We start from the raw sequence: 25,579 nt of genomic DNA, 5'->3' as shown, positions 1-25,579 counted from the left end.
TGGACTCCCTTCAGATGTCCCAGAAGAAGGCGGTGGAGCCGTAGTTGTATTCGGCTCGGCTGTCGACGTGGGTGAAGTTGGCGTAGCGGATGATGCCGGAGAAGCCGGACGTCTGGGCGTAGCCGATCACCTGGCTCACCGTGCGGCCGCTGATGGTGAAGTCGGACGTGATGCCGTACATGTGCTGGCTGTTGGGAGCACCGCCGACCTTGGTGTTGTGGGCGATGCTGCGGAAGCCGCTGTTGATGGTGATCGGGCGGTCGCCGGACTTCTTCCGTACGGCCTCCAGCTTGTACATCAACCGGCGGAGATTTTCCCGGACAGTCGCCTCGGGGACCTTTCCGCCGCGAAGCTGCATGCCGTCCTTCGAGTAGAACTCGGAATAGTTGAAGTGCCGGGTGCCGTCCGCATCCTCCAGAGCGTTCAGCGCGGCGTGAGTGTTCGGGCCGGCGATGCCGTCGGCCGCGAGTCCGTAGGCGCGCTGAAAACGGATGACCGCGGCTTTCGTGCCGGGGCCGAATCTGCCGTCGACCGCGACGAAGGTGCGGCTCGGGCTGTCGGCGGCCCAGCCGGCGACCCGGATCTGGAGCTCGGCGACGTCGGCGCCGCTGGCGCCTACACTCAGCGTGCGGCGCCAGTCATAGGCGTTGGCCGCCACCGGCGCGACGACCGTGAGACCCACGACGCCGATGATGGCCGCGACGACCAGCGCCAACAACTGGACCGCCGTGCGTCGTCGCGGCGCAGGTACGGGTGGTGCGGATTCGAGAACACGGGTAGCTGCTTCCATGAAATCTCCATTCCTCGCGAAGTGCTGACACAGATCACGAGGGTGCCCGCGGCCACTTACAGAACGCCTTCTATCGGCTGACAGCGGCTTTCAGCGATTCGGCGAGGGTGCGGAGGTGTTGGCCGCGGGGGTGGCCGTCGGGGAGTTGGGCCAGGCCTTGGCGGGCCAGGGTGGCGGCTTCTTCGTGGCGGCCGGCTCGGTCGGCTATGCGGGCCTGGAGGGCTAGGCAGTCGAAGTTGGCTGCTGGTGTGCGGAAGCCTTGCAGGCGGTTCAGGGCTTCGCCGGCGAAGAAGGTCGCGGTGGCGTCGTCGCCTCGGCGTTCGTGCAGTTCGGCCAGGCTGTTCAGCCACTCGGCTTCTTCGTGCCAGCGGCCGTGGGTGCGGGCGTGTTGGAGCGAGCGTTCGATGTGTTCCTTGGCGGCATCCAGCCGTCCGAGCCGGAGGTTGATCGCGCCGATGGTTCCGTGGATGACGTCGTACCGGACGGGCAGCGGCTCGCTGGACGGATGGCGGCAGCCGACTGCTGCGGCTTCGGCGAGGGCCATCTCTTCCAGGGCGTTTTCCAGAGCGCCTTCGGCGGTCAGGCTGTAGGCGAGATTGATGCGGATGGTGACCTCGGCCCCGGTGTCTCCGCATTCCTGTGCGAGCTGGATCGCTCGTCTGGCGGATGTCTTGGCCGCGGACAGTTGGTCGGCGCGGAACTCGGCCCAGCCGAGAGCGTTCCAGGCGAGGTAGCGCACGCGGGTGTTTCCCAGGCGTTCGGCTGCCTTGACGAACAGGCGAGCGACGTCCAGCGCCTCGGGCACCAGGAACGACACGTCGAGGAAGCCGCGCAGCTTCCATGCAATCCGCCACGCGTGCTCGTCGTCGCCATTGCTGATTGCCAGCCGGATCAGCGACGTGAGCAGGGGATGCGTCTGCCAGAGCCAGCCCAGCGCGGACTCGGCTCCGGCGAACGCAAGGGGTTGATGTGGCGAGCTGACCAGGTAGCCGCGGCCTACGCTGGTTTCGGCGGCGGCAACGGCGTTCTGCAGCGTATGCAGGTACCAAGCCAGCACGCGGGCGATCGTGGCCCGGCGGAGGGCTTCGTCGTCGGTCCGCATCGCCAGCTCGGCCGCGTAGGTCCGAACCAGGTCGTGCAGCTGGTACTGGCCCGGATGGATCTGACTTACCAGATGCCCGGCGTCCAGCTGGTCCAGCCGGCGTTGGGCGTCGCGGACGTCGCAGTCGAGCAGCGCGGCCGCAATAGGCGCGGCGATCGGGCCTGCCGGTAGCAGGCCGAGCATCCTGAACAACCGCGCGTTGTCCGGCTCCAGCGTCTGGTAGGACCAGGACAAGACCTGCCGCAGATCACCGCGCTCGTCGTCAGGGTCAGCGAAGACGTCGAGCGCTTGCTGCTCGTCTCGCAGTGCGGCGACCAGCTCCGTGAAGGAATGGCCCGGCATCCGAGCTGCCGCGTCGGCGGCGATGGCCAACGCCAGCGGCAGGCCTGCGCACAGCTCGGTCAGCTCGTTGGCTGCGGTGGCTTCGGCAGTGACCCGATCAGCTCCGGCAGCGGCGACCAGCAGGGCCAGCGCTTGGTCGGCAGGGAGCGGGCCGATCGGGAGCCGGACGGCGCCGATCGCCGGCCCCAGAGAGCGCAGCTGGTTGCGGCTGGTGATCACCACCAGGCTCCCGGACGCCGGTAGTAGCGCACGGACGTGCCGGGCGTCGCGGGCGTTGTCGAGGACCAGCAGCAGGCGGCGATCGGCAGTCAGCGTCCTGAACAGCGCCGCGCGATCGCTGGTCTCGGGTGGGATCTCGGTCGCCGGGACCTGGAGTGACCGCAGGAAGGCAGCCAGCGCCTCGCCGGGGCCCACCGGCGCTTCGGTGGCGAAACCACGCAGGTCGACGAACAGCTGACCGGCCGGGAACTGATCTCGGACCTCGTTGGCCCAGCGCACGGCCAACGAGGTCTTGCCGGTACCGGCGGCCCCGGTCAGGGTGACGATCAGCGGCCGATCCGGGTCGGCCTTCGCGAGCAGCTCATCCAGTTGCCGCCGCTCTGCGGCACGGCCGCTGAAAAAGCGCAGACCGGGTGGCAGCTGCCGTGGCGGTCCGATGACCGCAGCGGCAAGCGGGGCAACTGCGGTGCCGTCTCGAGGCGCGACCAGCAGGGCGAACTCGTGCTGCAGCGTCGCCGACGGGTCGACGCCGAGCTCATCGGCCACCAGAGAACGGACCTGTTCGTAGCAGGCGAGCGCCTCAGCGATGCGCCCGGTCAGTCGTAGCACTCTGAGCAACAGGCACCACAGGCTCTCCCGCAAGGGGTAGCGGGTCGTGAGGTGCTGGAGCTCCGTGGAGAGCCCGCCGTACCGGCCCAGCGCGATGTCGAGCTCGACGCGCTGCTCAAGGGCTGAGAGGTACGCCTCGGTGAGCCGGCCGGTCTCGCCAGTAGTGAGCCAGTGCGACGCCGCAGTGCCGACGAAGGGCGTGTCGCGCCACAGCCCAACCGCAGTCTCGAGAAGTTCTCGTTTGAGTGCTACGTCGCTCGTGGACTCCGCCTCCCGAGCCAGCTTCGTCATCCGGACCGCGTCGACGCGGTCCGGATCGACCCGCAACCGGTACCCGACCGGCAGCGTCTCGACCGCATCCGCCCCTAGAACCTGCCGGAGCCGGGCGAAGTACGTGTGGAGGGCAGCCTTCGCCTGCCGCGGCATCTGCTCGCCCCACAACCGGTCCGCGATCACGGCCACCGGAACCGGCAGGTCGGCCGACAGCGCCATGATCGTCACCAGCGCCGCCAGCCGACGGCCGGGCAGCTTCAGCGCCCGCCCGTGCGAGCTGATCTCCAACGGGCCGAGCAACCGGATCTCCAACATCGGCACCATCCCCCAGTCGTGGTGCCCCTACCGCCGCGGATCGGACCGCGGCGGCAGGGCGGAACCTCGAACAGACTTGTCGCCGGCGCTACTTGCGCGGCCAGAGTTGGTAGGCGGCGCCGGCGGAGCCGCCGCCGCGGCGGGTGGGTTCGGCGGCGGCGAGGATCGCGCCGGTGGGGAGGAACTCGAGGGCTGCTACGGCGCCGATCTCGGCGGCTGAGGTGAAGGCGTCGCCGGAGGGGACGAGGGTGTGGCCGTAGGGGGTGAGGGATTTGCCGTGGGCCTCGATGAAGGGAGGTTCGGCGGTGACGCTGGCGGTGTTGCGCTGGGAGGCGCGGGGGGCGGCGACGGCTTCCGGGAGCGTCATGCCGCGGTCGAGGCGGTTGGTCAGGGTCTGCAGGACGGTGGTGATGATCGTGGAGCCGCCGGGTGAGCCGAGCGCGAGGAAGGGCTTGCCGTGGCGGAGGACGATCGTCGGCGACATCGAGGAGCGCGGGCGCTTGTTCGGCTCGATGCGGTTCGGGTCGGCGGCGTCGTAGACGGCGGAGAAGTCGGTCAGCTCGTTGTTGAGCAGGAAGCCGCGGCCGGGGACGGTGATTCCGCTGCCGCCGGTCTGCTCGATGGTCAGCGTGTAGGAGACGACGTTGCCCCACTTGTCGGCGGCGACCAGATGCGTGGTGGACAGGCCTTCGGTGTCCGGGCCTTCCGCGGACGCCGTCGTCCCGCCGCAGCGCGAGTAGTCGCCGTCGGGGACGCCGGGCTTCAGCGGCTTCACGGACGCCTTGGCCGGGTTGATCTGGCAGGAGCGCTCCTTGCCGAAGCCGTCCGACAGCAGCTCCTTGGTCGGTACGTCGACGAACGCCGGGTCACCCACGTACGCGCCGCGGTCCGCGAACGCGAGGGCCGAGGCCTCGAGGTAGGAGTGCAGCGCGGGCGCGGTCTTCATCCGGTCGAGCCGCAGCGGCTCCAGGATGTTGAGCGCCTCGCCGACCGTCGTCCCGCCGGAGGAGGACGGCGCCATCCCGTAGACGTCGAGCCCCTCGTACTTGACCCGAGTGGGTGCCCGGTCGATCACCTTGTACTTCGCCAGGTCCGCCGTGGTCAGATGACCCGGCATGACCGGCAGCGTCGTCCCCGCGGTCTTCGGCGGGTTCTTCACGGTCGCAGCGATCTCCGCGGCCAGCTTGCCGCCGTAGAACGCCGGCAGGCCCTTCGACCCGAGCAGGCGGTACGTGTCGGCCAGCTCCGGGTTCTTGAACACCGTCCCGACCTTCGGCGCGTCTCCACCGGGCAGGAACAGCTTCGCCGTCGGGGTGATCGCGGCGAACCGCTCCTTGTTGTCGAGCGTCTGGCTGCGGAACGTCTCGTCGACGACGAACCCGCGCGCAGCGAGCTCAGCCGCCGGTTTGATCGCCTTGCCGAGCGACAACGAGCCCCACTGCCGCAGCGCGCGGTCCCAGGTCGCCGGTGTGCCCGGTACGCCGACAGAAACGCCAGACGTGACCAGATCGGGGAAGAACTTGTACGGCGTCCCGGTCGCCGGGTTGATGAACGCATCGCGCGGCATGGCTGCCGGAGCGGTCTCCCGACCGTCCAGTGTGGACACCTTGCGCGTCTTGGCGTTGTAGTACACGAAGTAGCCGCCGCCACCGATTCCCGCCGAGTAGGGCTCAGTAACGCCCAGAGCGGCCGCAGTAGCGACTGCGGCGTCCACAGCGTTGCCGCCACGACGCAGTACGTCCAGACCGATCTTCGTCGCCTCAGGGTCGACCGAGGCGACCGCACCGCCGTACCCGATCGCTGTTGGGTGCTTGACGGGCAGCCGCGGCGGACTGGCCGCCGCTCCGCTCGCGCTGAGCCCGGACAGGACGAGGGCACCAGCAGACAGGGACGCGACCAGCTTCTTCACCGGATCTCCAGGGGTCGGGGACAGGGGACCTGTCCCCTGCCTATCCCGAAGTCACACCCCAGCGCCAGTCATTGCGGCTAGTTGATCGTGCAGGACGCCAGGAAGCGCTTCACCGACTCGTCCGTCCAGTCGGTGCTACCCGCCGGCACCTCCACCAGCAGCCACTGCTCGGCCAGCTTGACCTGGCCGGTCAGCCGACCGTCCAGAGTGCCGATGTGGAACGTCTTACCGGCCGCCTCCTGCACGCGGACCGCAGTGAGCGACCGCGCGGTGTCAGAGCGCTGCAGCACGACCTTGGTGGCCGCGCCCGCCGTCCGCATCTCCGGCGGCGCCAGGACGACGCGGTCGGCCGCGATCGGCGTTTCGGCCACCCAGCCCTGCGGTGCGAGCTGGCAGCCGATCTTGTTCCAGGTGACGCGATTCGCGACCAGGTCGACCCCGGCGGTGAACAGCGACATCGTGCCGTCACCGGCGGACGGCGTCGGCGACGTCGAGCCCGCCGCCGTACTGGCCGCGGGCGCGTCCTGATCACCGCCGGCCGCGACCGGTGGGTCGCTCGGCGCGCCCCACCACTTCAGCTGCCCGCCGAACCCGAGCACCGCCGCCGTCACCGCGGCGGCGCACAGCACCCCGGTCGCCCGGCGGCGCCGCTTGATCCGGCGCAGCGCACGCCGCCCCCGCGCGACGTCCGCGTCGATATCCGCCGGAGGCAGCGCATCGGCCGCCTCGTCGGCGAACCCCTCCAACAGCTTCTTGACCTCGTCCACTACTCCGTCCCTCTCCCGGCCGACCGTCCCGGCCGGGACCACTCAGCCACTCCCCGTCGCCTGATCCGTCGGTTCGTCGGTCATCAGGTCCTTCAATCGCTTGAGAGCCTTGGCGGTCTGGCTCTTCACAGTTCCCTCGGTGCACTCCAGGATCCGCGCGCAGGTGGCCACGTCGAGATCCTGGAAGTAGCGCAGTACCAGCACTGCCCGCTGCCGGGGCGCGAGCTCCAGCAACGCCCGCCGGACCGCGATCGTGTCCACCGGATCCGTCTGGTCGGTGAGCCTCGGCTCGAGCGTGTCGGCCGTCACCACCTCGGGGTGGCGACCGGCGCGGCGGCGCTCGTCCAGGAAGGCGTTCACCAGGATGCGGTGCGCGTACGGCCCGGCGCCTTCGTGCCGGATCCGGTGCCAGTGCACGTAGACCCGAGTACAGGCGGTCTGGACCAGATCCTCCGCGGTGTAGGCGTCCCCCGCGGTCAGCAACAGCGCCGTTCTCATCAGTCGGTTGCGATCCGCGAGCAGGTACTCGCGGAACTCCGCCTCACGGTCACCCCCTCGCATCGACGGCCCCTGGGTGCGAGCCGGTCTCCACTCCGACTACGCCGCCGGCGCCGTTTCGGTTGCCCGCGGCCAGCACATCGATCGCCTTGTCCAGCAACGCCGGGTCGTCGTACGCCAGCCAGCTGATCCGCGGATCCTTGCGGAACCAGGAGTCCTGCCGGCGGGCGAACCGGCGGGTCGACTGCGCCGTCCGCTCGCGGGCCTCGGCCTCGTCGATCTCGCCGTTCAGCAGGGCGATCACCTGCGAGTAGCCGAGCGCGCGGTTCGCCGTCCGGCCCTCGAGCAGGCCCTGGCCGAGCAGCCCGCGGACCTCCTCGACGAACCCGGCCTCGAACATCCGGTCCACCCGGCGGCCGATCCGCTCGTCGAGCACCGGCCGCGGCACGTCGAGGCCGATCTGGACCGCGCCCGGATAGGCGTAGGTGTGGGCCGGCAGCGTCGCGGCGTACGCCGAGCCGGTGATCTCGACGACCTCCAGCGCGCGGACGATCCGGCGTCCGTTACTCGGCAGGATCTGCGCGGCGGCGGCCGGGTCGACGGCGGCCAGCCGCTGGTGCAGCGCGCCGGACCCGAGCTCGGCCAGCTCGGCCTCGAGCCGCTCCCGGACGGCGGCGTCCGTCCCCGGGAAGGTGAACTCGTCGAGGATCGCGCGGACGTAGAGCGCGGAGCCGCCGGCGAGCACCGGGACGGCGGCGCGCGCCGTACAGCCGTCGATCGCGGCGCGGGCCAGCTGCTGGAACTCGGCGACCGTCGCGGTCTGCGTGACCTCGAGGATGTCGAGCAGATGATGCGGGACGCCGGCCCGCTCGGCGCTGCTGATCTTGGCCGTGCCGATGTCCATCCCGCGGTAGACCTGCATCGCGTCCGCGTTCACCACTTCGCCGCCCAGGCGCTTGCACAAGGCAACGGACAGGTCGGACTTGCCGGCCGCGGTGGGGCCGACGACCGCGACGACGAGTGGATCGGCCATCGCTCCAGTGTGACAGTTTTCGGTCCGGGCCTGCCGCAGGGGGCGTCAAGTCTGCGCCAAGAGCGCCGGATCCGGGTTGTGGATGACCCCGGAACTCGGTTAGACACGACCCGTTCGCAACAACGGTTTACGGGAGGGAAAAGCTGTGACGACTCCGTTCGATGAGAGCAGCGAGGCCGCGAAGGAAGCCTTCGAGGAGGGCGCCGACGCGCTGAAGAGCGGCGGCGACGTCGAATCCGGTGGTGACGTCGAGTCGGGTGGCGATGTCGAGTCCGGCGGGGACGTCGAGTCCGGCGGCGGTTCGCAGGACTCCGGCGGCGACGTCGAGTAACGAGCGGCGAAATCCTGCGGGACAGTTCGCGCCGGTCCTACAGTTCGGGCCCGGTTGGTGCAATCATCGACCGCTAGCTGTCCGTAAGCACTTCACTACGCAGGAATGGGAGCCCCTGAGATGGGCATCTTCGACAAGTTCAAGGACAAGGCCGAGGACCTGAAGGACAAGGCCGGCGACCTGGTCGACCAGCACGGCGACAAGGTCGGCGCGGGCCTGGACAAGGCCGGCGACTTCGTGGACGAGAAGACCGGTGGCAAGTACGGCGACAAGATCGACCAGGGTGTCGACAAGGCCAAGGAGGGCCTGGACGGCCTCGACGGCCAGAACGACGACATCCCGGACGCGAACAAGCCCGCCTGAGCACCGCACCCGAAGGGCCGCGAGCACTCCGCTCGCGGCCCTTCGCGCTGCTCGCGGCGTGGGGGAATCTTTGCGGTCGGCAACCATCTCTTCGACCAGTGGACCGGCTGCTGCTGGCCGGCCTGTGGGCGTCGTCCCGCACGCGCTCGTCCAGCCGATGGCCGACACCGAGTCGCTCTCGCGGCCTTCGCGCTGGTTGCGCTGCTACGGGCCCCTGCTCATCTACAGCCTCGACATCCTCGTGATGACAATCGGCGCAACCAACTACTTCAACGCCAAAGGCCGCCAGCACCTCAGCCCTCTTCGCCGGCTACCTAGCCTTCGTCTGGCCCCTCTCCCCCTAGCAACTCCGCCCGGTTCGCGAGGATGTACGCAACCGCGGCGCGGTATCCGCCGGCATGGTCCTCGTCGCGATGGACGTCGTACGCCGGATCGCCGGCCTTGATCTGCTGCTCGATGTTCGCGGCATGGGAGAGCAGGCGGATACCGATCAGATCGACGAGCTCGCTGGGCTGGACGTCGAGGCCGTAGGCGTCGCAGAAGAGCCGGAGGCGGCGGGCGCGGTCAGGCTCCTCGGGCCAGCCGAAGGGCTCGAGCCAGCGGGATGGGTGGAACGGGACGAACTGGTGGGCCGCGTAGCAGAGGTCCCAGCGACGGTTGGACGGGCGGATCGTGTCCCAGTCGATGATGCCGACCACGTTCGGGCCGTCGAAGATCAGATTCCACGGAGCAAGGTCGTGGTGGCCGATGCAGTCGATCCCCACCGGAGCCGCAACTTCCAGGTCGTTCCACTCCCCCGGAGCGACCGGCTCGAACCCCTGGGTCGCGTCGTGCAGGCGGCGGATCGCGCGCGCCACGCTGACCAGCGCCTCGTCGGAGCGCAGGTCGGCAGGCAGCGGCGGATAGCCCGCCGTCCCCGGTAGATAGGTGAGCGTCTCGGTCTCGGCGTCCGTCTCGACCACGCGGGGAGCCAGCTCGAAGCCGGCGCGTTCCAGGTGTCGCAGTAACGCGTGCCCGTTGGCCGAGCCGCGGCGTCGGCGGACGAGGTCGCCGTCCCGGATGGGGCTCGAGAAGCGGCCGCCGGTCAGTTCTTCGGTCATGGGCCGAACCTAGCTTGGTTAGGGTCGGGGGATGGGACGGTTTTCGGTGGTGCCGGCGGCTTATGTGGTGTTGCGGCGTGGGGACGAGGTGTTGTTGTTGCTGAGGGCCAATACCGGCTACATGGACGGGCATTGGGCGGTGCCGGCGGGGCATGTGGAGCGGGGCGAGTCGGTGCTGGAGGCGGCGGTTCGGGAGGTTCGGGAAGAGGTGGGGGTGGAGATCGCGCCGGCGGATCTGCGGCCGTTGACGGTGTTCCACCGCACGCAGGCCAATGGCGATCCGATCGACGAGCGGGTGGACTTCTTCTTCACGGCGTCCCGGTGGAGTGGTGAGCCGCGGTTGATGGAGCCGGAGAAGTCGGACGGATTGGAGTGGTTCGCGCTGGACAAGTTGCCGGAGCCGCTGGTGACACACGAGGCGCGGGTGCTGGCCGGGCTCGATGGTGAGCTTCCGGTGGTGATGGTCCAGGGTTTCGCCTGAGTTCACCGGGGCTTCGTCGGGTGCGTTCTAATGTTCGCTGCGGTGTCAGCGAACGATGGAGGCGGCGATGGAGCAGTACGACGGGACGACCCGGCGGCGGGTTCTGCAGGCGGGCGCGGGGGCTGTGGTGGCGGCGGGCGTGTCCACGGCCGGTGTGACGGCAGCGCAGGCGACCACGTCGTCCGGGCGGGTCGACACGGAGCACCCGCGGTTCACGGTGGCCGTCGTACCGGACACGCAGTACCAGTTCGATCAGGACCGCGGTGACGCGGCGCCGTTGACGGCGACGTTCGAGTACCTGGTCGAGCAGCGGGCCGCGGAGAACCCGGTCTTCGTCGCGCACCTCGGCGACGTCGTCGAGAACGCGCTGCCGGCGGAGTTCGCGCAGGCCGACCCGGTGTTCAAGGTCCTCGACCGGGCCCGCATGCCGTACTCGGTCCTCGCCGGCAACCACGACATCGACGGCTCCAAGGACGACACCCGCGGCGATTCGGCGTACCTGCGCACGTTCGGCCCACAGCGGTTCCGGCGGATGACGACGTACGGCGGCTCGACGCCGAACGGCTACAACTCGTACCACGTGTTCCGCGCGGCCGGGCGGCAGTGGCTGCTGCTCGCGATGGACTGGCGGCCGTCGGACGCGAGCTTCGCCTGGGCGCGCGCGGTCATCGCGGCGCACCCGAAGCTGCCGGTCATCCTGACCACGCACGAGCTGGTGTACGCCGACAACGGCGTCGCGGAGCTGAGCGGGCACGGGAACCGGGTCTGGGATCAGCTGGTCAAGGACAACGACCAGATCTTCCTCACCCTGAACGGTCACTTCTGGCCGTCCGGGCGGCTGACCAAGCAGAACGCGGCCGGGAACGACGTCCACCTGCATCTGGCCAACTACCAGGACCGGTACTACGGCGGCTCGGGCATGGTCCGGCTCTACCACTTCGATCTGGCCCGGAACACCATCGACGTCGAGACGATCGCGCCGTGGATCCTTGGCCAGAAGCCAGGTGAGCGCAACGAGCTCGCCCAGGGCGAGATCGAGCTGACCGACGACGTCAACCGCTTCAGCGTCTCGATCGATTTCGAGCAGCGGTTCGCGAAGTTCGCGCCGGTGGCGGTCCGCCCGGCGCGACCGGCCCGGCAGCTGGTGATCCCGGGGACGGCGGCGTACTGGCGGTTCGACGGCGCGGTGACCGACCAGGTCGTCGACCACTCCGGGCAGGGCAATCACCTGACCCGCGTGCAGCTGGCCGGGGACAAGCCGTCAGCCTCGGCCGAGTTCCACCCGGAGCAGCCCGGGCACGCGAGCTGGCTGTTCCCGGGTGGGAAGAACCCGGCGCGCGGCGGCTACCTGAAGACGGCAGACCACGCGCCGCTGAATGCGCAGACGTTCCGCGGCGGGTACACGATCGAGGCGTTCGTGAAGCTGGCCGACGACGGGCAGGACCACTCCTGGGAGGGTCTGATCAGCCGGCTCGGCACCGGGCGGGACGCCGGGAAGACCGGCGACGACCCGGACGAGCCGGTCGTGAAGCTCGGCTTCTCCGGCGGTCGGCAGGTCCAGTGGGCCGTCTACCCGGTCGACCGCAACACCACCTTCACCAACTGGGGCCACGAACAGGTCGCCGGCCGCTGGTTCCACCTCGCCGTCGTCAACGACGGCCGCCACAGCACCGTCTACGTCGACTCCGCCGAACTGCTCCGCAACCCGGCGACCCGCTCCAGCGGCCTCGCCACTGCGGGCCGCCCCTGGCTGATCGGCGCCGGCCACTACGCCAACACGGTCGACCAGGGTTTCGCCGGCCACATCGGCGAGGTCCGCATCGTGAGTCGCGCGCTGAAGCCGACTGATTTCCTCAATGCGCGACGCTAACGACATGAGGTAGTACTCGCGGCGGCCGACCGCCAGGCGCGGCGAGCGCTGCAAGTTCACGCCGGCGACGAGTACCTCATGTCGTCAGCGACGGAGCTGCTCGCGGATGAGTGCCTCCTGGGCAGGCAGGAGAGCCTTCTCGGCGGCTGAGAGCGTGATGTTGTTGCTGCGGGCATCCAATGCCGCGGCGAGGCCCGGGGTGGGGTCGATCGAGTGGGCGAGGTAGGCGGTCAGGGCCTCGCGCAGGAGCGGCGAGAGGTGGGACCAGGCCGGGTCGAGCGCGACCTGGGCGAGGATGACGGCGGTCATCGCGACGTCGAACTCGGCCGGCCCCTCCTCCGCGTTGCGCCAGTCGATGACGACCGGGCCGGTCGGCGCGGCGATCACGTTGAACGGATGCAGATCGCCGTGGACGACGGTGAGCCCGGGCGTGCCGCTGGGTGCGGGGATCGCGTGCAGGCGACGATGCAGGTCGGCATGGATCTCACCGAGCCGGGTCGCGGTGACCTGACCGGCGATGGCCGCCTCGGCGAGGGTCGGGCCGGTCAGCCGTTCGAGGACCATGTCGGCACCCTCGATCGAGCGGACGGCGGGAACCGGATAACCGTGGTTCGCGACGTGCCGCATGAAGTCGGCCTCGTCGCGGACCGGATGCCCGTCGCGGTAGCGGCGGACGACCCAGTCGTCGTCCAGAGCGTAGACATCGGCGTCCCGCCCGGCGGCGAAGGGTTCGGCGTCGGGCGGGAGCAGGCTCATGCGATGGAGCAGCCGCCGGTGGCCGGCTCGAGCGGCTTGGCGCCGAGCGTCGGCATGCCGAGCATGACGCCGGGGCCGGTCGTGGCGGGGGTCTCCTGGGCGCGCTCCCAGGCGTCGCCGGCGCGCGTACGGCGGACCGAGCCGAAGACGTCCGCGACAAGGTGGTGGGGCGCGGCGTAGGTGACCTCGACGGTCGCGAGGTCGCCGGGGCGCGGGACCTGGACGCCCTCGGGAAGCGTGAAGTGCACCAGCCGGTTGTCGCGAGCGCGGCCGGAGAGCCGCTGGGTGGCGGCGTCCTTACGGCCTTCGCCCTCGGCGACGAGGACCTCGACGGACCGGCCGACGACCTGCTTGTTCTCGGCCCAGGCCAGGTCGTCCTGCAGGGCGACGAGCCGCTCGTACCGCTCCTGGACGACTGCCCGCGGGATCTGGTCCTCCATCACCTCGGCCGGCGTCCCCGGGCGCTTGGAGTACTGGAAGGTGAACGCCCCGGCGAACCGCGCCTGGCGGACGACGTCCAGCGTGCCCTGGAAGTCCTCCTCGGTCTCCCCCGGGAAGCCGACGATGATGTCGGTCGTGATCGCCGCCTCCGGCATCGCGGCGCGGACGTCCTCGATGATCTTGAGGTAGCGGTCCCGCCGGTACGAGCGCCGCATCGCCTTCAGCACCTGGTCGGAGCCGGACTGCAGCGGCATGTGCAGCGAGGGCATCACATTCGGCGTTTCGGCCATCGCCTCGATCACGTCGGCGGTGAAGTCGCGCGGGTGCGGCGAGGTGAAGCGGACCCGCTCCAGGCCGTCGATCTGGCCGCAGGCGCGGAGCAGCTTCGAGAACGCGTACCGGTCGCCGAACTCGACGCCGTAGGAGTTCACGTTCTGCCCGAGCAGGGTCACCTCGAGCACGCCCTCGGCGACCAGGGCCTCGACCTCGGCCAGGACGTCGCCCGGACGGCGGTCCTTCTCGCGGCCGCGCAGCGCGGGCACGATGCAGAACGTGCAGGTGTTGTTGCAGCCGACGCTCACCGACACCCAGGCCGAGTACGCCGACTCGCGGCGGGTCGGCAGCGTCGACGGGAAGACGTCGAGCGACTCCAGGATCTCGACCTGGGACTCCTCGGCGATCCGGGCCCGCTCCAGCAGCACCGGCAGCGCGCCGATGTTGTGGGTGCCGAACACGACGTCGACCCAGGGCGCCTTCTTGGTGATGGTCGCCTTGTCCTTCTGCGCCAGACAGCCGCCGACGGCGATCTGCATCCCCGGCTTCTTCGCCTTCACCGGCGCCAGGTGCCCGAGGTTGCCGTACAGCTTGTTGTCGGCGTTCTCCCGGACGGCGCACGTGTTGAACACGACCACGTCGGCCTGGTCGCCCGCGGGCGCGCGCACGTACCCGGCGTCCTCCAGCAGGCCGCGCAGCCGCTCGGAGTCGTGGACGTTCATCTGGCACCCGTAGGTGCGGACCTCGTAAGTACGCATAACAGCCACCAAGCGTACGTGCAGGAGTAGACAAATCCCTACCTGGGACCGGCGGGCAGCCACCCCTGCGCGGCGGTCGCGCGGAGATAATAGTGAGGGGCATGAACAGTTCTCGCCGTCAGTTCCTCGCCCAGACCGCCGCCGGCGCCGCCGTGCTCGCCGGCGGTTCCCTCACCACGGCCCCCGCGTTCGCCCGGCCCCGCGGCCTGACCGCGCTGGTCGGCGGCACCGTGATCGACGTCCGGACCGGACGCCGCCGTCCGCACCAAACCGTTCTGCTGGACGGGGAGCGGATCGTCGGCGTCGGCCGCCTCACCGTGCCGCGCGGCGCGACCGTGCTCGACGCGACCGGGAAGTACGTCGTCCCGGGGCTGGCCGACATGCACGTCCACAGCGTCGGCGACGAACGCGTCTCGCCGCCGCTCTACCTGGCCAACGGCGTCACCACGATCCGCGAGATGGCCGCGGTCGACCCGATGCTCTACGACTGGCGCGACCGGATCGCCGCGGGCACGCTACTCGGACCGCGGATGGTCGTGGCCAGCCAGATCATCGACGGTGACCCGACCCTGTGGGACCCGAACCTGATGCAGGCGATCGTCGTCGACACGCCGGCCGAGGCGCGCGCCGCCGTCCGCCGGGTCAAGGCCGAGGGCGCGGACTTCGTGAAGGTGTACTCCCGCCTGAACAAGACGGCGTACGCCGCGATCATCGACGAGGCGCGCAGGCTCGGGCTGACCGTGCACGGCCACGGGCCCGACGAGCTGACGACGAAGGAGGTCAGCACCGCGGGCCAGCGCAGCATCGAGCACATCCACTCCCTCGGCCTCTCGGTCTCGACCCGATCGGACGACGTCCGCCGGATGCTCCGCGCGATCAAGCTCGAGACCGGGGACTACAACGCGTGGTTCCGGCAAATGCATCCGATCGAGTGGATCGCCGCGAACACCTTCAGCCGAGCCCGGGCCGCCGACGTCTTCGGCACGCTGCGCCGCAACAACACCCGCGTGACGCCGACGCTGACCATGCACAACGTCCTCGACCAGCCCGACCACACTCGGCTCGATCCCACGCTCGCCAAGTATTTGAGCGCGGAGTCGATCGGCACCTACGAATGGGTGCTGGCCAATCTGTACGCGGCGAACCGGCCGGCCGAAGAGGTCGCGCGGCAGCGGAAGATGTGGGCCTGGCGCAAGTACTTCGTCGGGCAGCTGTTCGCGCACGGCGTCCCGATCCTGGCCGGCACCGACACCGGTACGCCGTACTCGGTCCCCGGATTCGCCTTGCACGAGGAGCTCGAGCACCTCGTCGCCGCCGGCGCCACGCCGCATCTGGCGCTGTCCGCCGCCACCCTCGAACCGGCCCGGTTCCTCGGGCTCGCCGCCGAACTCGGCACCGTCGAGCCGGGCCGGCTCGCGGACCTCGTCGTCCTGGACGCCGACCCGCTGACCGACATCCGCAACACCCGCAGGATTCACTCCGTCGTCACCCGCGGGCGGCTGCTCGGACCCGCCGAGCGGGCGAAGATGCTGGCGGACGTCGAGGCCGCCGTCAAGCAGCCGGCGACGGCGCTAGCACTTCCTGCAGGCGGCTGCTGCGGTTCGGCAGCTTCCGGACACTCCCGCGCATGATCCTGCGCAGCGTGATGGCGGCATCACGATACGCACCGGTTCATTGCAGATCGTTACCACCACGGAACCGACCGGCGATGCGACCGCACCCCGGCCTCCGCTAGGTTCTGGGCCATGAGCGATTCCGGCACCTTGACGCAGACCGGTCTGGTGGCACTGACCGGCGTCAACAAACATTTCGGCGAGCTGCACGTCCTGAAGGACATCAACCTGTCCATCGCCAAGGGCGAGGTCGTCGTGGTGATCGGCCCGTCCGGGTCCGGCAAGTCGACGCTCTGCCGCGCGATCAACCGGCTCGAGACGATCGACTCGGGCACCATCGAGCTGGACGGCCAGCCGCTGCCGAGCGAGGGCAAGTCCCTGGCCAAGCTGCGCGCCGACGTCGGCATGGTGTTCCAGTCGTTCAACCTGTTCGCGCACAAGACGATCCTGCAGAACGTCACGCTCGGCCCGCTGAAGGTCCGCAAGACCGACCCGAAGCAGGCCGAGAAGCGGGCCATGGAGCTGCTGGAGCGGGTGGGGGTGGCCAGCCAGGCGTCGAAGTACCCGGCGCAGCTGTCCGGCGGCCAGCAGCAGCGCGTCGCGATCGCCCGCGCGCTGGCGATGGACCCCAAGGTGATCCTCTTCGACGAGCCCACCTCGGCGCTCGACCCGGAGATGATCCAGGAGGTCCTCGAGGTGATGATCGACCTCGCCAAGCAGCAGATGACGATGGTCGTGGTCACGCACGAGATGGGCTTCGCCCGCAGTGCGGCCAACCGGGTGGTCTTCATGGCCGACGGCGAGATCGTCGAGCAGGCCGACCCGGAGACCTTCTTCACCAGCCCGACCTCCCGGCGGGCCCAGGACTTCCTGGGCAAGATCCTCAAGCACTGACCTCCGCCCGCGGCCGTACCAGCAAACACATCAACAAAGGGGACCTGACAATGAGAATGCGTCACCTCACCGCCGCCGTTGGCGTGGCAGCGCTCGCGCTGACCGCCGTCGCGTGCGGCAAGGAGGAGCCCGCGGCCGGAGGGGGCGGCGGCAACACCGCGTCCGACTCCTGCGGCGACCTGCACAAGTTCACCACCGCGACCGACGCGAACGTGGCCGGCAGCCCGACCTTCACCAAGGCCAAGACCCGCGGCAACCTGGTCGTCGGCGTCAAGGCCGACCAGCCGAACCTCGGCTACAAGGACGCCTCCGGCAAGCGCTGCGGTTTCGACATCGAGGTCGCCCGGATGGTCTCGGCCGGCCTGGGCCTGGACCCGGACAAGATCGAGTACAAGGAGATCCCGTCCGCGAACCGCGAGACCGCGATCGCCGGCGGTGAGATCGACTACTACGTCGGCACCTACTCGATCACCGACAAGCGCAAGGCGCTGGTCGGCTTCGCGGGCCCGTACTTCGTCGCCGGCCAGGACCTGCTGGTCCGCAAGGACGACACCTCGCTGGACGCCGGCAAGGAGGCCCTGAAGGGTAAGAAGGTCTGCTCCGCGACCGGCTCGACCCCGATCCAGCGGGTCAAGGACGAGCAGCTCACCGAGGCCAGCAACATCTCGGAGTTCAAGACCTACTCCGAGTGCGTCTCGCAGCTGCTGGACAACAAGACCGACGCCGTCACCACCGACGACGCGATCCTCAAGGGCTACGCGGCCACCGCGCCCGACCAGCTCCGCGTGGTCGGCAAGCCGTTCAGCACCGAGAAGTACGGCATCGGCGTCCCGCTGGCCGACAAGGCCATCCGCGACCAGGTGAACACCATCCTGGAGAAGTCGGCCACCGACGGCACCTGGAAGGCCATCTACGACGAGACGCTGGGCAAGTCCGGTTCGCCGGGCACCCCGCCGCCGCTCGAGAAGTACTGATCCACTCCCCGGCCGCGGCGTCCTCACCGGCGCCGCGGCCGGGCTCTGTACGAGGAAGGTCGCGATGCTCTCGGTTCTCACCGACAACTGGGATCTGTTCGGCGTAGGTTTCTGGACGACGATCCGGTTGTTCCTGGTCGCCGGCGTACTCAGTCTGCTGCTCGGCACCCTGCTGGCCGCGTTCCGGGTCTCCCCGGTGCCCGCCCTGCGTTCCGTCGGCACGGGGTACGTCAACACCCTGCGGAACACCCCGTTGACGCTGGTCTTCGCGTTCCTGGTGTTCGGGGCGCCGAAGATGAACATCCAGCTCCCGTCGTTCTTCTGGTCCGCGGTGGTCGCGCTGACCGTCTACACCTCCGCGTTCATCTGCGAGGTGGTCCGCTCCGGGATCAACACGATCTCCCCCGGCCAGTCCGAGGCCGCCCGGGCGATCGGCATGTCGTTCACCCAGGTCCTCGGGATCGTGGTGCTGCCGCAGGCGTTCCGCGCGATCGTGCCGCCGCTGACGAGTGTGCTGATCGCGTTGCTGAAGAACACGACGATCGCGGCCGGTTTCTCCGTCCTCGAGGCCGGCGCCATCCCGGCGTCGATGGCCGAGCGCGGTGAGAACCAGATGCTCACGCTGCTCTGGATCACCATCGGCTTCCTGATCCTGATCACTCCCCTGGTCCTCCTGCAGCGGTGGGCCGAGCGACGGACGGCGGTGGCCTGATGAGCGCGGTGTTGTACGACGTCCCCGGCCCGAAGGCCCGGGCCCGGAACCGGCTCAGCAACGTGGTCGTGGTCCTGCTGCTGCTCGGCGCGCTCGCCTGGGTCATCTACCGGCTGAACGCGACCGGCCAGTTCGAGGGCCGGCGCTGGGTGCAGTTCCAGTACGCCGCGATCCAGCAGCAGCTGCTCGACGGCCTGCTCGCCACGCTGAAGGCGGCCGGTCTGGCCACCCTGCTGGCGATTCCGTTCGGCGCGATCTTCGCGGCCGGCCGGATCAGCGACCACAAGTGGGTCCGGGTGCCCGCGACGTTCGTCGTCGAGCTGTTCCGGGCGATCCCGCTGCTGATCCTGATGTTCTTCTTCTACTACGGCAGCCTGCAGTTCCAGCTCGGCCTGTCGCCGTTCTGGGCGGTCGTCCTCGGTCTGATGCTCTACAACGGCTCCGTGCTGGCCGAGGTCTTCCGGGCCGGGATCGCCGCGGTGCCGAAGGGCCAGCGGGAGGCGGCGTACGCGACCGGCCTGCGGAAGAACCAGGTCGTCCGGCTGGTCCTGCTGCCGCAGGCGATCAGCGCGATGCTGCCGGCCATCGTGTCGCAGCTGGTGGTCCTGCTGAAGGACACCGCGCTCGGCTTCATCATCACCTACCCCGAGCTGCTCTACGTCGGCAAGCAGATGGGCGGCCGGCTGCAGTACGGCTTCCCCTACATCCCGACGTACATCGTCATCGCGATCATCTACATCGGTCTGTGCTCGCTGCTGTCGGTGCTGGCCCGCTACCTCGAGGGCCGCTCGCGGCGCCGTCGTAAGGTCACCGGCGCTCCGCCGCCGGTCGAGCTCGACCCAGGCGCCTCGTCGGCAGCCTGATCTACTGACGAAGGCCCCCTTCCGTTCGGGAGGGGGCCTTCGGCTTGTCAGCGCAGGGTGTTGAAGGAGTCTCGGAGGATCTCGAGGGCCTCGGCGGTCTCCTCCTCGGTCAGCGTCATCGGCGGGGCCATCCGCAGGACGTTGCCGTAGAGGCCGCCCTTGCCGATCAGGAGACCGCGGTTCTTGGTCTCCTGCTGCAGTTTGGCGGTGGCGGCCGGGTCGGGGCTGTTGTCACCGGGTTTGATGATCTCGGTCGCGAGCATCAGGCCCTTGCCGCGGACGTCGCCGAGCTCGGGGAACTCCTCGGCGATCCCGCGCAGCCCGTCGGCCAGCTGGGCGCCGCGCTTGGCGGCGTTCGCCTGCAGGTCGTTGTCGAGCAGGTAGTCGATGGTCGCCTTGGCGGCGCTGGTCGAGATCGGGTTGCCGCCGAAGGTGGACAGCGAGTTCGCGCTCAGGCTGTCCATCAGGTCGGGCCGCGCGACCAGGCCGCCGATCGCGAACCCGTTGCCGAGACCCTTCGCGAACGTCATCGCGTCCGGGACGACGTCATGCGCCTGGATCCCCCAGAAGTGGTCGCCGGTGCGGCCCCAGCCGGTCTGCACCTCGTCGGAGATGAACAGGATGCCGTACTCGTCCAGAACCTCTTTGAACGCGCCGTACAGGCCGTCGGGTGGCGAGGCGAACCCGCCGACGCCCTGGATCGGCTCGGCGATCATGCAGGCGACGTCACCGGAGGTCGTGGTCTCGATGACGTTGCGCAGGTCGTCGACGCAGACCTTGATGTAGTCGGCGTCCGGCAGGTCGCGGAACGGGCTGCGGTAGCGGTACGCGCCCTGGACGTACTGGACGTTGACCGGGGACAGGCTGCTCGCGGACCAGCCGCGGTTGCCGGTGATGGCGACCGTGCCGAACGCGCGGCCGTGGTAGGAGTTGCGCATCGCGAGGACCTGGTTGCTACGCCGGTTCTGCGTGGCCAGCAGCAGGGCGGCCTCGTTCGCCTCGGTGCCGGAGTTGGCGAAGAAGACCTTCGCGTTCTCGATCCCGGACAGCTTGGCGATCTGCTCGGCCAGCTCGATCTGCTTGCGGATCAGGTACACCGTCGAGGTGTGCGCGATCCCGCTGCTCAGCTGCTCCCGGACCGCCTCGGAGATCTCCGCGACGTCGTACCCGATCGCGTTGGTCAGGATGCCGGCGAAGAAGTCGAGATAGCTGTTGCCCTCACCGTCGGTGACCCGCCGGCCGGAGCCTCGCACGATCTCGATCGGCTCTTCGTAGTACAACGCGAGCCAGTCCGGCATGACGGCCTTGTGACGCTCCCAGAGCTCCGCATGTGTCATGTCTTAGCAATACCTCATCTGGCCGCCGTCCGACAGTAGGGTGCTGCCCGTGACCCTGCCGAGCATCCCGCATGTGGACGTCGAGTCCCTGGAGCATTTCGACCGCGTCGTGGCCGCGGGCGCGACCGCGATGGCGGGCTGGCGGGTGCAATCGGTCGACCTGACCGGCCGGACCGCCGAGTTGCTCGGGCTCAACCCGCTCGGCGCGCTGTTCCTGGGCTGTCTGCTGGAGGAGAAGGCCGACCGCTGGGTCCGCGACGGCGGCGGGCTGGTCTTCCCAGCCATCCCTGAGCTGCCCTTCGACTCCTACCGCGGCACGCTGTACGACGCCGAGGAGCTGTACGCCGGCCTCGACCACGGCTACGAGGCCACTCCGGACGCCCGGATCTACGCCTGGTCGCGCCAGCACGACGAGCGCGGCGACACCAGCCGCACGCTGGCCTCCGCACTCCACGACCACGCCATCGCGGACGCGCTGCACGAGCTGCCGTCGTCCGGCGCCTGGGTCGGTGTGATGGGCGGCCACGGGATGGCACGCGGGAGTACGACGTACCGGTCAGCTGTCCTGCTCGGACGCCGTCTGGCGCGTGCTGGGCTCACAGTGGTCACTGGCGGCGGTCCTGGCGCGATGGAGGCGGCCAACCTAGGTTCGTCGCTGTCGACGTACGACGACAGCGCTGTGGACCGTGCTGTCACCGCCCTGGCCGCCGTACCGTCGTTCCGACCCTCTATCGCCTCGTGGGCCTCGGCAGGGCTCGACATCCGGCATCAGTTCCCCGGAGACGGCGGTGTGTCGATTCCGACCTGGTTCTACGGCCACGAGCCGCCGAACGTGTTCGCGTCGTCCATCGCGAAGTACTTCTCGAACGCGCAGCGCGAGGATGTCCTGCTCTCGCAGGCTCGCGGCGGCATCATCTACCTCCCGGGCGCGGCCGGCACTGTCCAAGAGGTCTTCCAGGCCGTCACACCGAACTACTACGGCGACGCAGCCACCCAGATCCCGCTCATCCTGGTCGGCATCAAGCACTGGACCGTCGACCTCCCGGTCTGGCCACTGCTCCAGGCTCTGGCCGCGGACCGCGCCATGGCGTCGTCCGTCCGCCTCGTCGACAGCATCGACGAGGCGGCCGACCTGGTCAGCTGACGCGCTGAGCCTTGAACTGCATCCGGGGCTCGGCGTACGCCTCCTGGGACTCGATGAGTTGCAGCTCGCGCTCACCGGACTCGTGGGTACGGGTGAGCAGGTCGAAGACGCTGGAGGTCGTGCGGGCGAGAGCATCTTCCAGGTCGCCCGTCCGCCGGTAGTGCGCAGTGAACAGCGCAGCAGTCACATCGCCGGAGCCGTTGGCCTTCATCGGGATGTACGGCGTCTGGACGAGCCAGGCGCCACTGTCGTCAACAGCCAGCATCTCGATCGTCCCCTCCTCCCGGTCCGGACGCTCGACGCTCGTGACGAGCACCGTGCGCGGGCCGGTGGCGCGGACGAGCTCCACTGACGCCAGCGTCGACTCCAGGGTGTCCGGCTCGGTGTTGGTGAGGAAGCCGAGCTCGAACTGGTTCGGCGTGATGATGTCGGCCGCGGGCACCACCCGGTCGCGCAGCAGCACCGGGATCGCCGGCGCCACGAAGCACCCCGACTTCGCGTTCCCCATCACCGGGTCACACGAGTACACGGCGTCCGGGTTCGCCGCCTTCACCTTCGCGACCGTCTCGAGGATCACATCGGCGATCCCCTCGCCGCCCTGATACCCCGACAGCACGACATCGATCTTCGGGAACACGCCCCGATCCTCGATCCCGGTGATCACTTCGCGCACGTCGTCCGGACTGATCAACGGGCCCCGCCACGCGCCGTACCCGGTGTGGTTCGAGAAGTTCACCGTATAAACCGGCAGCACCTCCACCCCAATACGCTGGAGCGGAAAAACAGCGGCCGAGTTGCCCACATGCCCATAAGCGACCGCGGACTGGATGGAGAGGATCTTCACCCCTCGATCATCGCACCTCAGCTGGTGAGGCGATTCTCGGCCTCTTCGAGGAAGAGGTCGACCTCCATGATGTCGTAGCCCTCGCGGAAGCGGACGGGGGTGAACTGGATGTTGCGGAGTTCGCGGGCGGTGACCGGCTTGTCGACGGGGTGGCCGTTGACGGTGGCGAGGACGCGCTCGACGAAGGCGTCGACCTCGGCCATGTCGTAGCCCTCGTTGAACTTCACGGGGGTGAAGCGCGGGGAGTCGAGGCGGTGCGCCGGGGTGCGGGGGCTCGCGGGCGGGGCAGGCGGGCTGGGCCGGCTGGGGTTGGCGCCGGTCATGCGTTCGGCGGCGGCTTCGAGGAAGGCGTCGACCTCCATGACGTCGTAGCCCTCACGGAAGCGGACCGGGGTGAAGCTGGCGTTGCGGAGGTCGGCGGCAGTGACCGGGCGGTCGACGGGGCGGCCTTCGATGGTCGCGTTCAGGCGGTCGATCAGCGCGTCCACCTCGGCGATCTCGTAACCCTCGCGCCAGCGGACGCGGGAGAAGAGCCCGGACATCAGACCTTGTTCGCTGCGGCGAGCTGGCCGCAGGCGCCGTCGATCTCCTGACCGCGGGTGTCCCGGACGGTGGTGGAGATGCCGCCGGCCTGCAGGCGCCGGACGAACTCGCGCTCGTCGGCGGGGTCGGACGCCGTCCACTTGGAGCCGGGGGTCGGGTTCAGCGGGATCAGGTTCACGTGCACCCAGCCCCAGTCGCCGCGGGCGCGCAGCTTCTCGGCGAGCAGGTCGGCCCGCCAGGCGTGGTCGTTGATGTCGCGGATCATCGCGTACTCGATCGAGACCCGGCGCTTGGTCTTCTCGGCGTATCCCCAGGCGGCGTCGAGGACCTCGTCGACCTTCCACCGGTTGTTGATCGGCACCAGCTCGTCGCGCAGCTCGTCGTCCGGCGCGTGCAGCGACAGGGCCAGCGTCACCGGGATGCCCTCGTCGGCGAGCTGGTTGATCCGCGGCACCAGGCCGACGGTCGAGACGGTGACGCCGCGGGCCGAGATGCCCAGGCCCTCCGGCGACGGGTCGGTGAACCGGCGGACGGCGCCGATGACGGCCTTGTAGTTGGCCATCGGCTCGCCCATACCCATGAAGACGATGTTGCTCACCCGCCCCGGCCCGCCCGCGACCTCACCGCGAGCCAGCGCGCGAGCGCCGTCCACGACCTGCTCCACGATCTCGGCCGTCGTCATGTTGCGGGTCAGACCGGCCTGGCCGGTCGCGCAGAACGGGCAGGCCATCCCACAGCCGGCCTGCGACGAGACGCACATCGTGGCGCGGCCCGGGTAGCGCATCAGGACGGACTCGACGAGCGAGCCGTCCAGCAGCTTCCAGAGCGTCTTGCGGGTCTGGCCGTTGTCGCACTCCAGGTTCCGCACGCGGGTCAGCAGCGGCGGCATCAGCTCCGCGACCAGCTTGTCGCGCGTGGCGGCCGGGAGGTCGGTCATCTCGGCCGGGTCGGACGTCAGCCGGCCGAAGTAGTGGTTCGACAGCTGCTTGGCCCGGAACGCGGGCTCGCCCAGCGCGGCGACCGCCGTACGGCGTTCCTCCCCGGACAGGTCGGCCAGATGCCGCGGCGGCTTCTTGGCACGGCGCGGCTCATCGAAAACGAGAGGCAGGGAGGTAGTCATAGCTGTCCCATTGTCGCCCGCGGCCACAGTCATTCACAAATTCACATCCACGACGTGCGCAGGATCACTCCGCCTTGCGATCGGAGTGCCCGAGCTGGCGGTCCGGGGCGATCCGGTCCCGCACCAGCTGTTTCAGCAGCGGCAGCTCGATGAATCCGCCCTCCGCCTTCCGCGACCACAGCAGCTCGCCGTCCAGCGAGATGTCGAAGATCCCGCCCGTCGACGGCACCAGCGCCACCTCCCCCAGCTCCTTCGGGAAGGTCGTCAGCAGCTCCTGAGCCGTCCACGCCGCCCGCATCAACCACCGGCACTGCGTGCAGTAGACGATCTCCAACCGCGGTGTTGTACTCACGCCCCCAGTATCTCGGTCGATTCGCCGGCGCGGTGCCCCGTCTCACCGCGCCGGCCGATCGTCAGGCCGAGTAGCCCTTCGGTGGGATCAGCGTGGCGAGCTGGTTGAAGGTCAGCCAGTAGGTCGGTGTGTCCGCGAAGCCGGCCGGGTCGGCGATCAGCACGGTCTGGTCGCTGCTGTCGTAGCCGATCACGGTGAAGTAGTGCCAGATCGTGTAGTTCGGGTAGCCCGGCGGGTGGTTGTTGGCCGGGGCAACGATATTGGCGACGAGCGCCCAGCCGCGGTCGATGTCGTAGGTGATGTCGTGCCAGAGCAGATCACGCTGCGACTGGGTCGGCGGGTCGTTCGGCATCGACTTGGTCTCGTAGTAGCCGGTGTTGAGCCGGGCGTTCAGGACGCGGGTGACCTGACTGATGTGGTCGGTGCCCTCTTCGTCGGTGGGCAGCTCGTAGGCCAGCTGCTGCTGGCTGGGCAGGTTGGAGGTCTTGGCCGACAGCGCGATCCGCGTCGCCGCCGGGCCGCACCAATAGCCGGTCGACTGGTACTGGAACTGGATGTTCAAGGTTTTCAGCGTTTGGGTCGAGAAACCCAGCGCGGGGACGGGCTTGGCCGTCGCTGCCGCCTCGGCCGAGACGGCAGCGACCGGCTGCGCGATAGCGGGGGTGGACGCCATCGGCAAGGCCGATGCGGCAACCAGAGTCAGACCACACAGGGCGGCCCTGAGTTTCGGCGGGGTGTGTCTCATGGCAACTCCCTCAGCCTGCGGAGCGGCCCGGGGCGGCCGTTCCATCACCGAGTGCATTCCTATCGAGCCGATATGTAAACCCCTACCTGACTTAAGCAAGGTCACCGTGAAATAGTGACAGTGCGGTGTTCTCGCAGGTCAGAAGCGTTTCGAGGACGCCGGACAGACCCCGGAGAAAATTTCTGACGTTTCGATCTGACTCGAAGCG

Annotated in this window: 25 protein-coding genes; 10 read left to right on the top strand and 15 right to left on the bottom strand. The window is 69.3% G+C overall.

The genetic code is table 11. The features are described 5' to 3' along the window. Window positions 1-10: 10 nt before the first annotated feature. From ACZ6ZD_RS35500 to miaA, 6 genes are all read right to left on the bottom strand, one after another. Complete coding sequence (locus tag ACZ6ZD_RS35500; RefSeq protein WP_465678815.1) at window positions 11-790, bottom strand: D-Ala-D-Ala carboxypeptidase family metallohydrolase; 780 nt, start codon at window positions 788-790, stop codon at window positions 11-13. A 70-nt stretch (window positions 791-860) separates the two neighbouring features. Next, window positions 861-3,650: an AfsR/SARP family transcriptional regulator gene (locus tag ACZ6ZD_RS35495; RefSeq protein WP_465678814.1), complete on the bottom strand. Its 2,790-nt coding sequence runs from the start codon at window positions 3,648-3,650 to the stop codon at window positions 861-863. 88 nt (window positions 3,651-3,738) lie between these two features. After that, on the bottom strand, window positions 3,739-5,559 hold the full coding sequence (gene ggt / locus ACZ6ZD_RS35490; protein WP_465678812.1) for a gamma-glutamyltransferase: 1,821 nt from the start codon (window positions 5,557-5,559) through the stop codon (window positions 3,739-3,741). Between the two features lie 77 nt (window positions 5,560-5,636). Then, window positions 5,637-6,326 (bottom strand): hypothetical protein, encoded by a 690-nt coding sequence (locus ACZ6ZD_RS35485; protein ID WP_465678811.1) that lies wholly within the window; start codon window positions 6,324-6,326, stop codon window positions 5,637-5,639. Between the two features lie 42 nt (window positions 6,327-6,368). After that, window positions 6,369-6,887, bottom strand: coding sequence for a sigma-70 family RNA polymerase sigma factor (locus ACZ6ZD_RS35480; RefSeq protein WP_465678810.1), 519 nt, complete (start codon window positions 6,885-6,887; stop codon window positions 6,369-6,371). After that, window positions 6,874-7,857, bottom strand: coding sequence for a tRNA (adenosine(37)-N6)-dimethylallyltransferase MiaA (gene miaA / locus ACZ6ZD_RS35475; RefSeq protein ID WP_465678808.1), 984 nt, complete (start codon window positions 7,855-7,857; stop codon window positions 6,874-6,876). The genes ACZ6ZD_RS35480 and miaA overlap by 14 nt, the downstream gene beginning before the upstream one ends. Window positions 7,858-8,002: 145 nt before the next feature. Between miaA and ACZ6ZD_RS35470 the strand changes: the two genes are divergently transcribed. Both ACZ6ZD_RS35470 and ACZ6ZD_RS35465 read left to right on the top strand, forming a co-directional pair. Continuing rightward, window positions 8,003-8,188: a hypothetical protein gene (locus tag ACZ6ZD_RS35470; protein ID WP_465678807.1), complete on the top strand. Its 186-nt coding sequence runs from the start codon at window positions 8,003-8,005 to the stop codon at window positions 8,186-8,188. Between the two features lie 105 nt (window positions 8,189-8,293). Next, window positions 8,294-8,551 carry an antitoxin gene (locus ACZ6ZD_RS35465; RefSeq protein ID WP_238355536.1) on the top strand — a complete coding sequence of 86 codons (258 nt, stop codon included), beginning with the start codon at window positions 8,294-8,296 and terminating at the stop codon, window positions 8,549-8,551. Window positions 8,552-8,865: 314 nt separating this feature from the next. On the opposite strand, the gene ACZ6ZD_RS35460 is transcribed toward ACZ6ZD_RS35465, so the two are convergent. Next, entirely contained in the window at window positions 8,866-9,651 is a 786-nt protein-coding gene (locus ACZ6ZD_RS35460) for a phosphotransferase (RefSeq protein WP_465678806.1), read from the bottom strand. A gap of 31 nt (window positions 9,652-9,682) precedes the next feature. On the opposite strand from ACZ6ZD_RS35460, the gene ACZ6ZD_RS35455 reads away from it, so the two are divergent. Together ACZ6ZD_RS35455 and ACZ6ZD_RS35450 are read left to right on the top strand one after the other, a co-directional pair. Next, complete coding sequence (locus ACZ6ZD_RS35455) at window positions 9,683-10,132, top strand: NUDIX hydrolase (protein ID WP_465678804.1); 450 nt, start codon at window positions 9,683-9,685, stop codon at window positions 10,130-10,132. Between the two features lie 67 nt (window positions 10,133-10,199). Beyond that, window positions 10,200-12,002: a LamG-like jellyroll fold domain-containing protein gene (locus tag ACZ6ZD_RS35450; RefSeq protein WP_465678803.1), complete on the top strand. Its 1,803-nt coding sequence runs from the start codon at window positions 10,200-10,202 to the stop codon at window positions 12,000-12,002. Between the two features lie 84 nt (window positions 12,003-12,086). Here the strand turns inward: ACZ6ZD_RS35450 and ACZ6ZD_RS35445 are convergent, their stop codons facing one another. Further along, complete coding sequence (locus tag ACZ6ZD_RS35445) at window positions 12,087-12,758, bottom strand: phosphotransferase (protein WP_465678802.1); 672 nt, start codon at window positions 12,756-12,758, stop codon at window positions 12,087-12,089. Beyond that, on the bottom strand, window positions 12,755-14,230 hold the full coding sequence (gene miaB / locus ACZ6ZD_RS35440; protein ID WP_465678801.1) for a tRNA (N6-isopentenyl adenosine(37)-C2)-methylthiotransferase MiaB: 1,476 nt from the start codon (window positions 14,228-14,230) through the stop codon (window positions 12,755-12,757). The genes ACZ6ZD_RS35445 and miaB overlap by 4 nt, the downstream gene beginning before the upstream one ends. Before the next feature lie 101 nt (window positions 14,231-14,331). Here miaB and ACZ6ZD_RS35435 point away from each other — a divergent pair, with 101 nt between their 5' ends. From ACZ6ZD_RS35435 to ACZ6ZD_RS35415, 5 genes are all read left to right on the top strand, one after another. Further along, window positions 14,332-15,861, top strand: a complete 1,530-nt coding sequence (locus ACZ6ZD_RS35435) for an amidohydrolase family protein (protein ID WP_465678799.1) — start codon at window positions 14,332-14,334, stop codon at window positions 15,859-15,861. Between the two features lie 147 nt (window positions 15,862-16,008). Next, on the top strand, window positions 16,009-16,737 hold the full coding sequence (locus tag ACZ6ZD_RS35430; RefSeq protein ID WP_465678864.1) for an amino acid ABC transporter ATP-binding protein: 729 nt from the start codon (window positions 16,009-16,011) through the stop codon (window positions 16,735-16,737). 50 nt (window positions 16,738-16,787) lie between these two features. Next, a complete protein-coding gene (locus ACZ6ZD_RS35425) occupies window positions 16,788-17,711 on the top strand; it encodes a glutamate ABC transporter substrate-binding protein (protein ID WP_465678798.1) in 924 nt (307 codons plus the stop codon). 64 nt (window positions 17,712-17,775) lie between these two features. Continuing rightward, window positions 17,776-18,423 (top strand): amino acid ABC transporter permease, encoded by a 648-nt coding sequence (locus ACZ6ZD_RS35420; protein ID WP_465678797.1) that lies wholly within the window; start codon window positions 17,776-17,778, stop codon window positions 18,421-18,423. Beyond that, window positions 18,423-19,286: an amino acid ABC transporter permease gene (locus ACZ6ZD_RS35415; protein ID WP_465678796.1), complete on the top strand. Its 864-nt coding sequence runs from the start codon at window positions 18,423-18,425 to the stop codon at window positions 19,284-19,286. Before ACZ6ZD_RS35420 ends, ACZ6ZD_RS35415 begins: the two co-directional genes overlap by 1 nt. A gap of 47 nt (window positions 19,287-19,333) precedes the next feature. Here the strand turns inward: ACZ6ZD_RS35415 and ACZ6ZD_RS35410 are convergent, their stop codons facing one another. Continuing rightward, window positions 19,334-20,623, bottom strand: coding sequence for an aspartate aminotransferase family protein (locus ACZ6ZD_RS35410; protein ID WP_465678794.1), 1,290 nt, complete (start codon window positions 20,621-20,623; stop codon window positions 19,334-19,336). Window positions 20,624-20,672: 49 nt separating this feature from the next. Here ACZ6ZD_RS35410 and ACZ6ZD_RS35405 point away from each other — a divergent pair, with 49 nt between their 5' ends. Beyond that, window positions 20,673-21,767: an LOG family protein gene (locus ACZ6ZD_RS35405; RefSeq protein WP_465678793.1), complete on the top strand. Its 1,095-nt coding sequence runs from the start codon at window positions 20,673-20,675 to the stop codon at window positions 21,765-21,767. On the opposite strand, the gene pdxY is transcribed toward ACZ6ZD_RS35405, so the two are convergent. The 5 genes from pdxY to ACZ6ZD_RS35380 all read right to left on the bottom strand — a co-directional run bounded on the left by pdxY (window position 21,760) and on the right by ACZ6ZD_RS35380 (window position 25,371). Continuing rightward, the gene (pdxY, locus tag ACZ6ZD_RS35400) at window positions 21,760-22,611 is read right to left on the bottom strand and encodes a pyridoxal kinase PdxY (RefSeq protein WP_465678792.1); all 852 of its coding nucleotides are present in this window, start codon (window positions 22,609-22,611) and stop codon (window positions 21,760-21,762) included. The two genes, ACZ6ZD_RS35405 and pdxY, sit on opposite strands and share 8 nt — an antisense overlap. Before the next feature lie 17 nt (window positions 22,612-22,628). After that, window positions 22,629-23,153 (bottom strand): DivIVA domain-containing protein, encoded by a 525-nt coding sequence (locus ACZ6ZD_RS35395; RefSeq protein ID WP_465678790.1) that lies wholly within the window; start codon window positions 23,151-23,153, stop codon window positions 22,629-22,631. Next, a complete protein-coding gene (rlmN, locus tag ACZ6ZD_RS35390) occupies window positions 23,153-24,274 on the bottom strand; it encodes a dual-specificity RNA methyltransferase RlmN (protein WP_465678789.1) in 1,122 nt (373 codons plus the stop codon). Before rlmN ends, ACZ6ZD_RS35395 begins: the two co-directional genes overlap by 1 nt. A gap of 64 nt (window positions 24,275-24,338) precedes the next feature. Beyond that, the gene (locus ACZ6ZD_RS35385; protein ID WP_465678787.1) at window positions 24,339-24,626 is read right to left on the bottom strand and encodes an Rdx family protein; all 288 of its coding nucleotides are present in this window, start codon (window positions 24,624-24,626) and stop codon (window positions 24,339-24,341) included. 61 nt (window positions 24,627-24,687) lie between these two features. Further along, window positions 24,688-25,371 (bottom strand): C39 family peptidase, encoded by a 684-nt coding sequence (locus tag ACZ6ZD_RS35380; protein WP_465678786.1) that lies wholly within the window; start codon window positions 25,369-25,371, stop codon window positions 24,688-24,690. Window positions 25,372-25,579 lie beyond the last annotated feature (208 nt).

It is taken from the genome of Kribbella sp. NPDC104218 (assembly GCF_055584105.1).
This window is presented reverse-complemented; position numbering and strand designations above follow the sequence as displayed.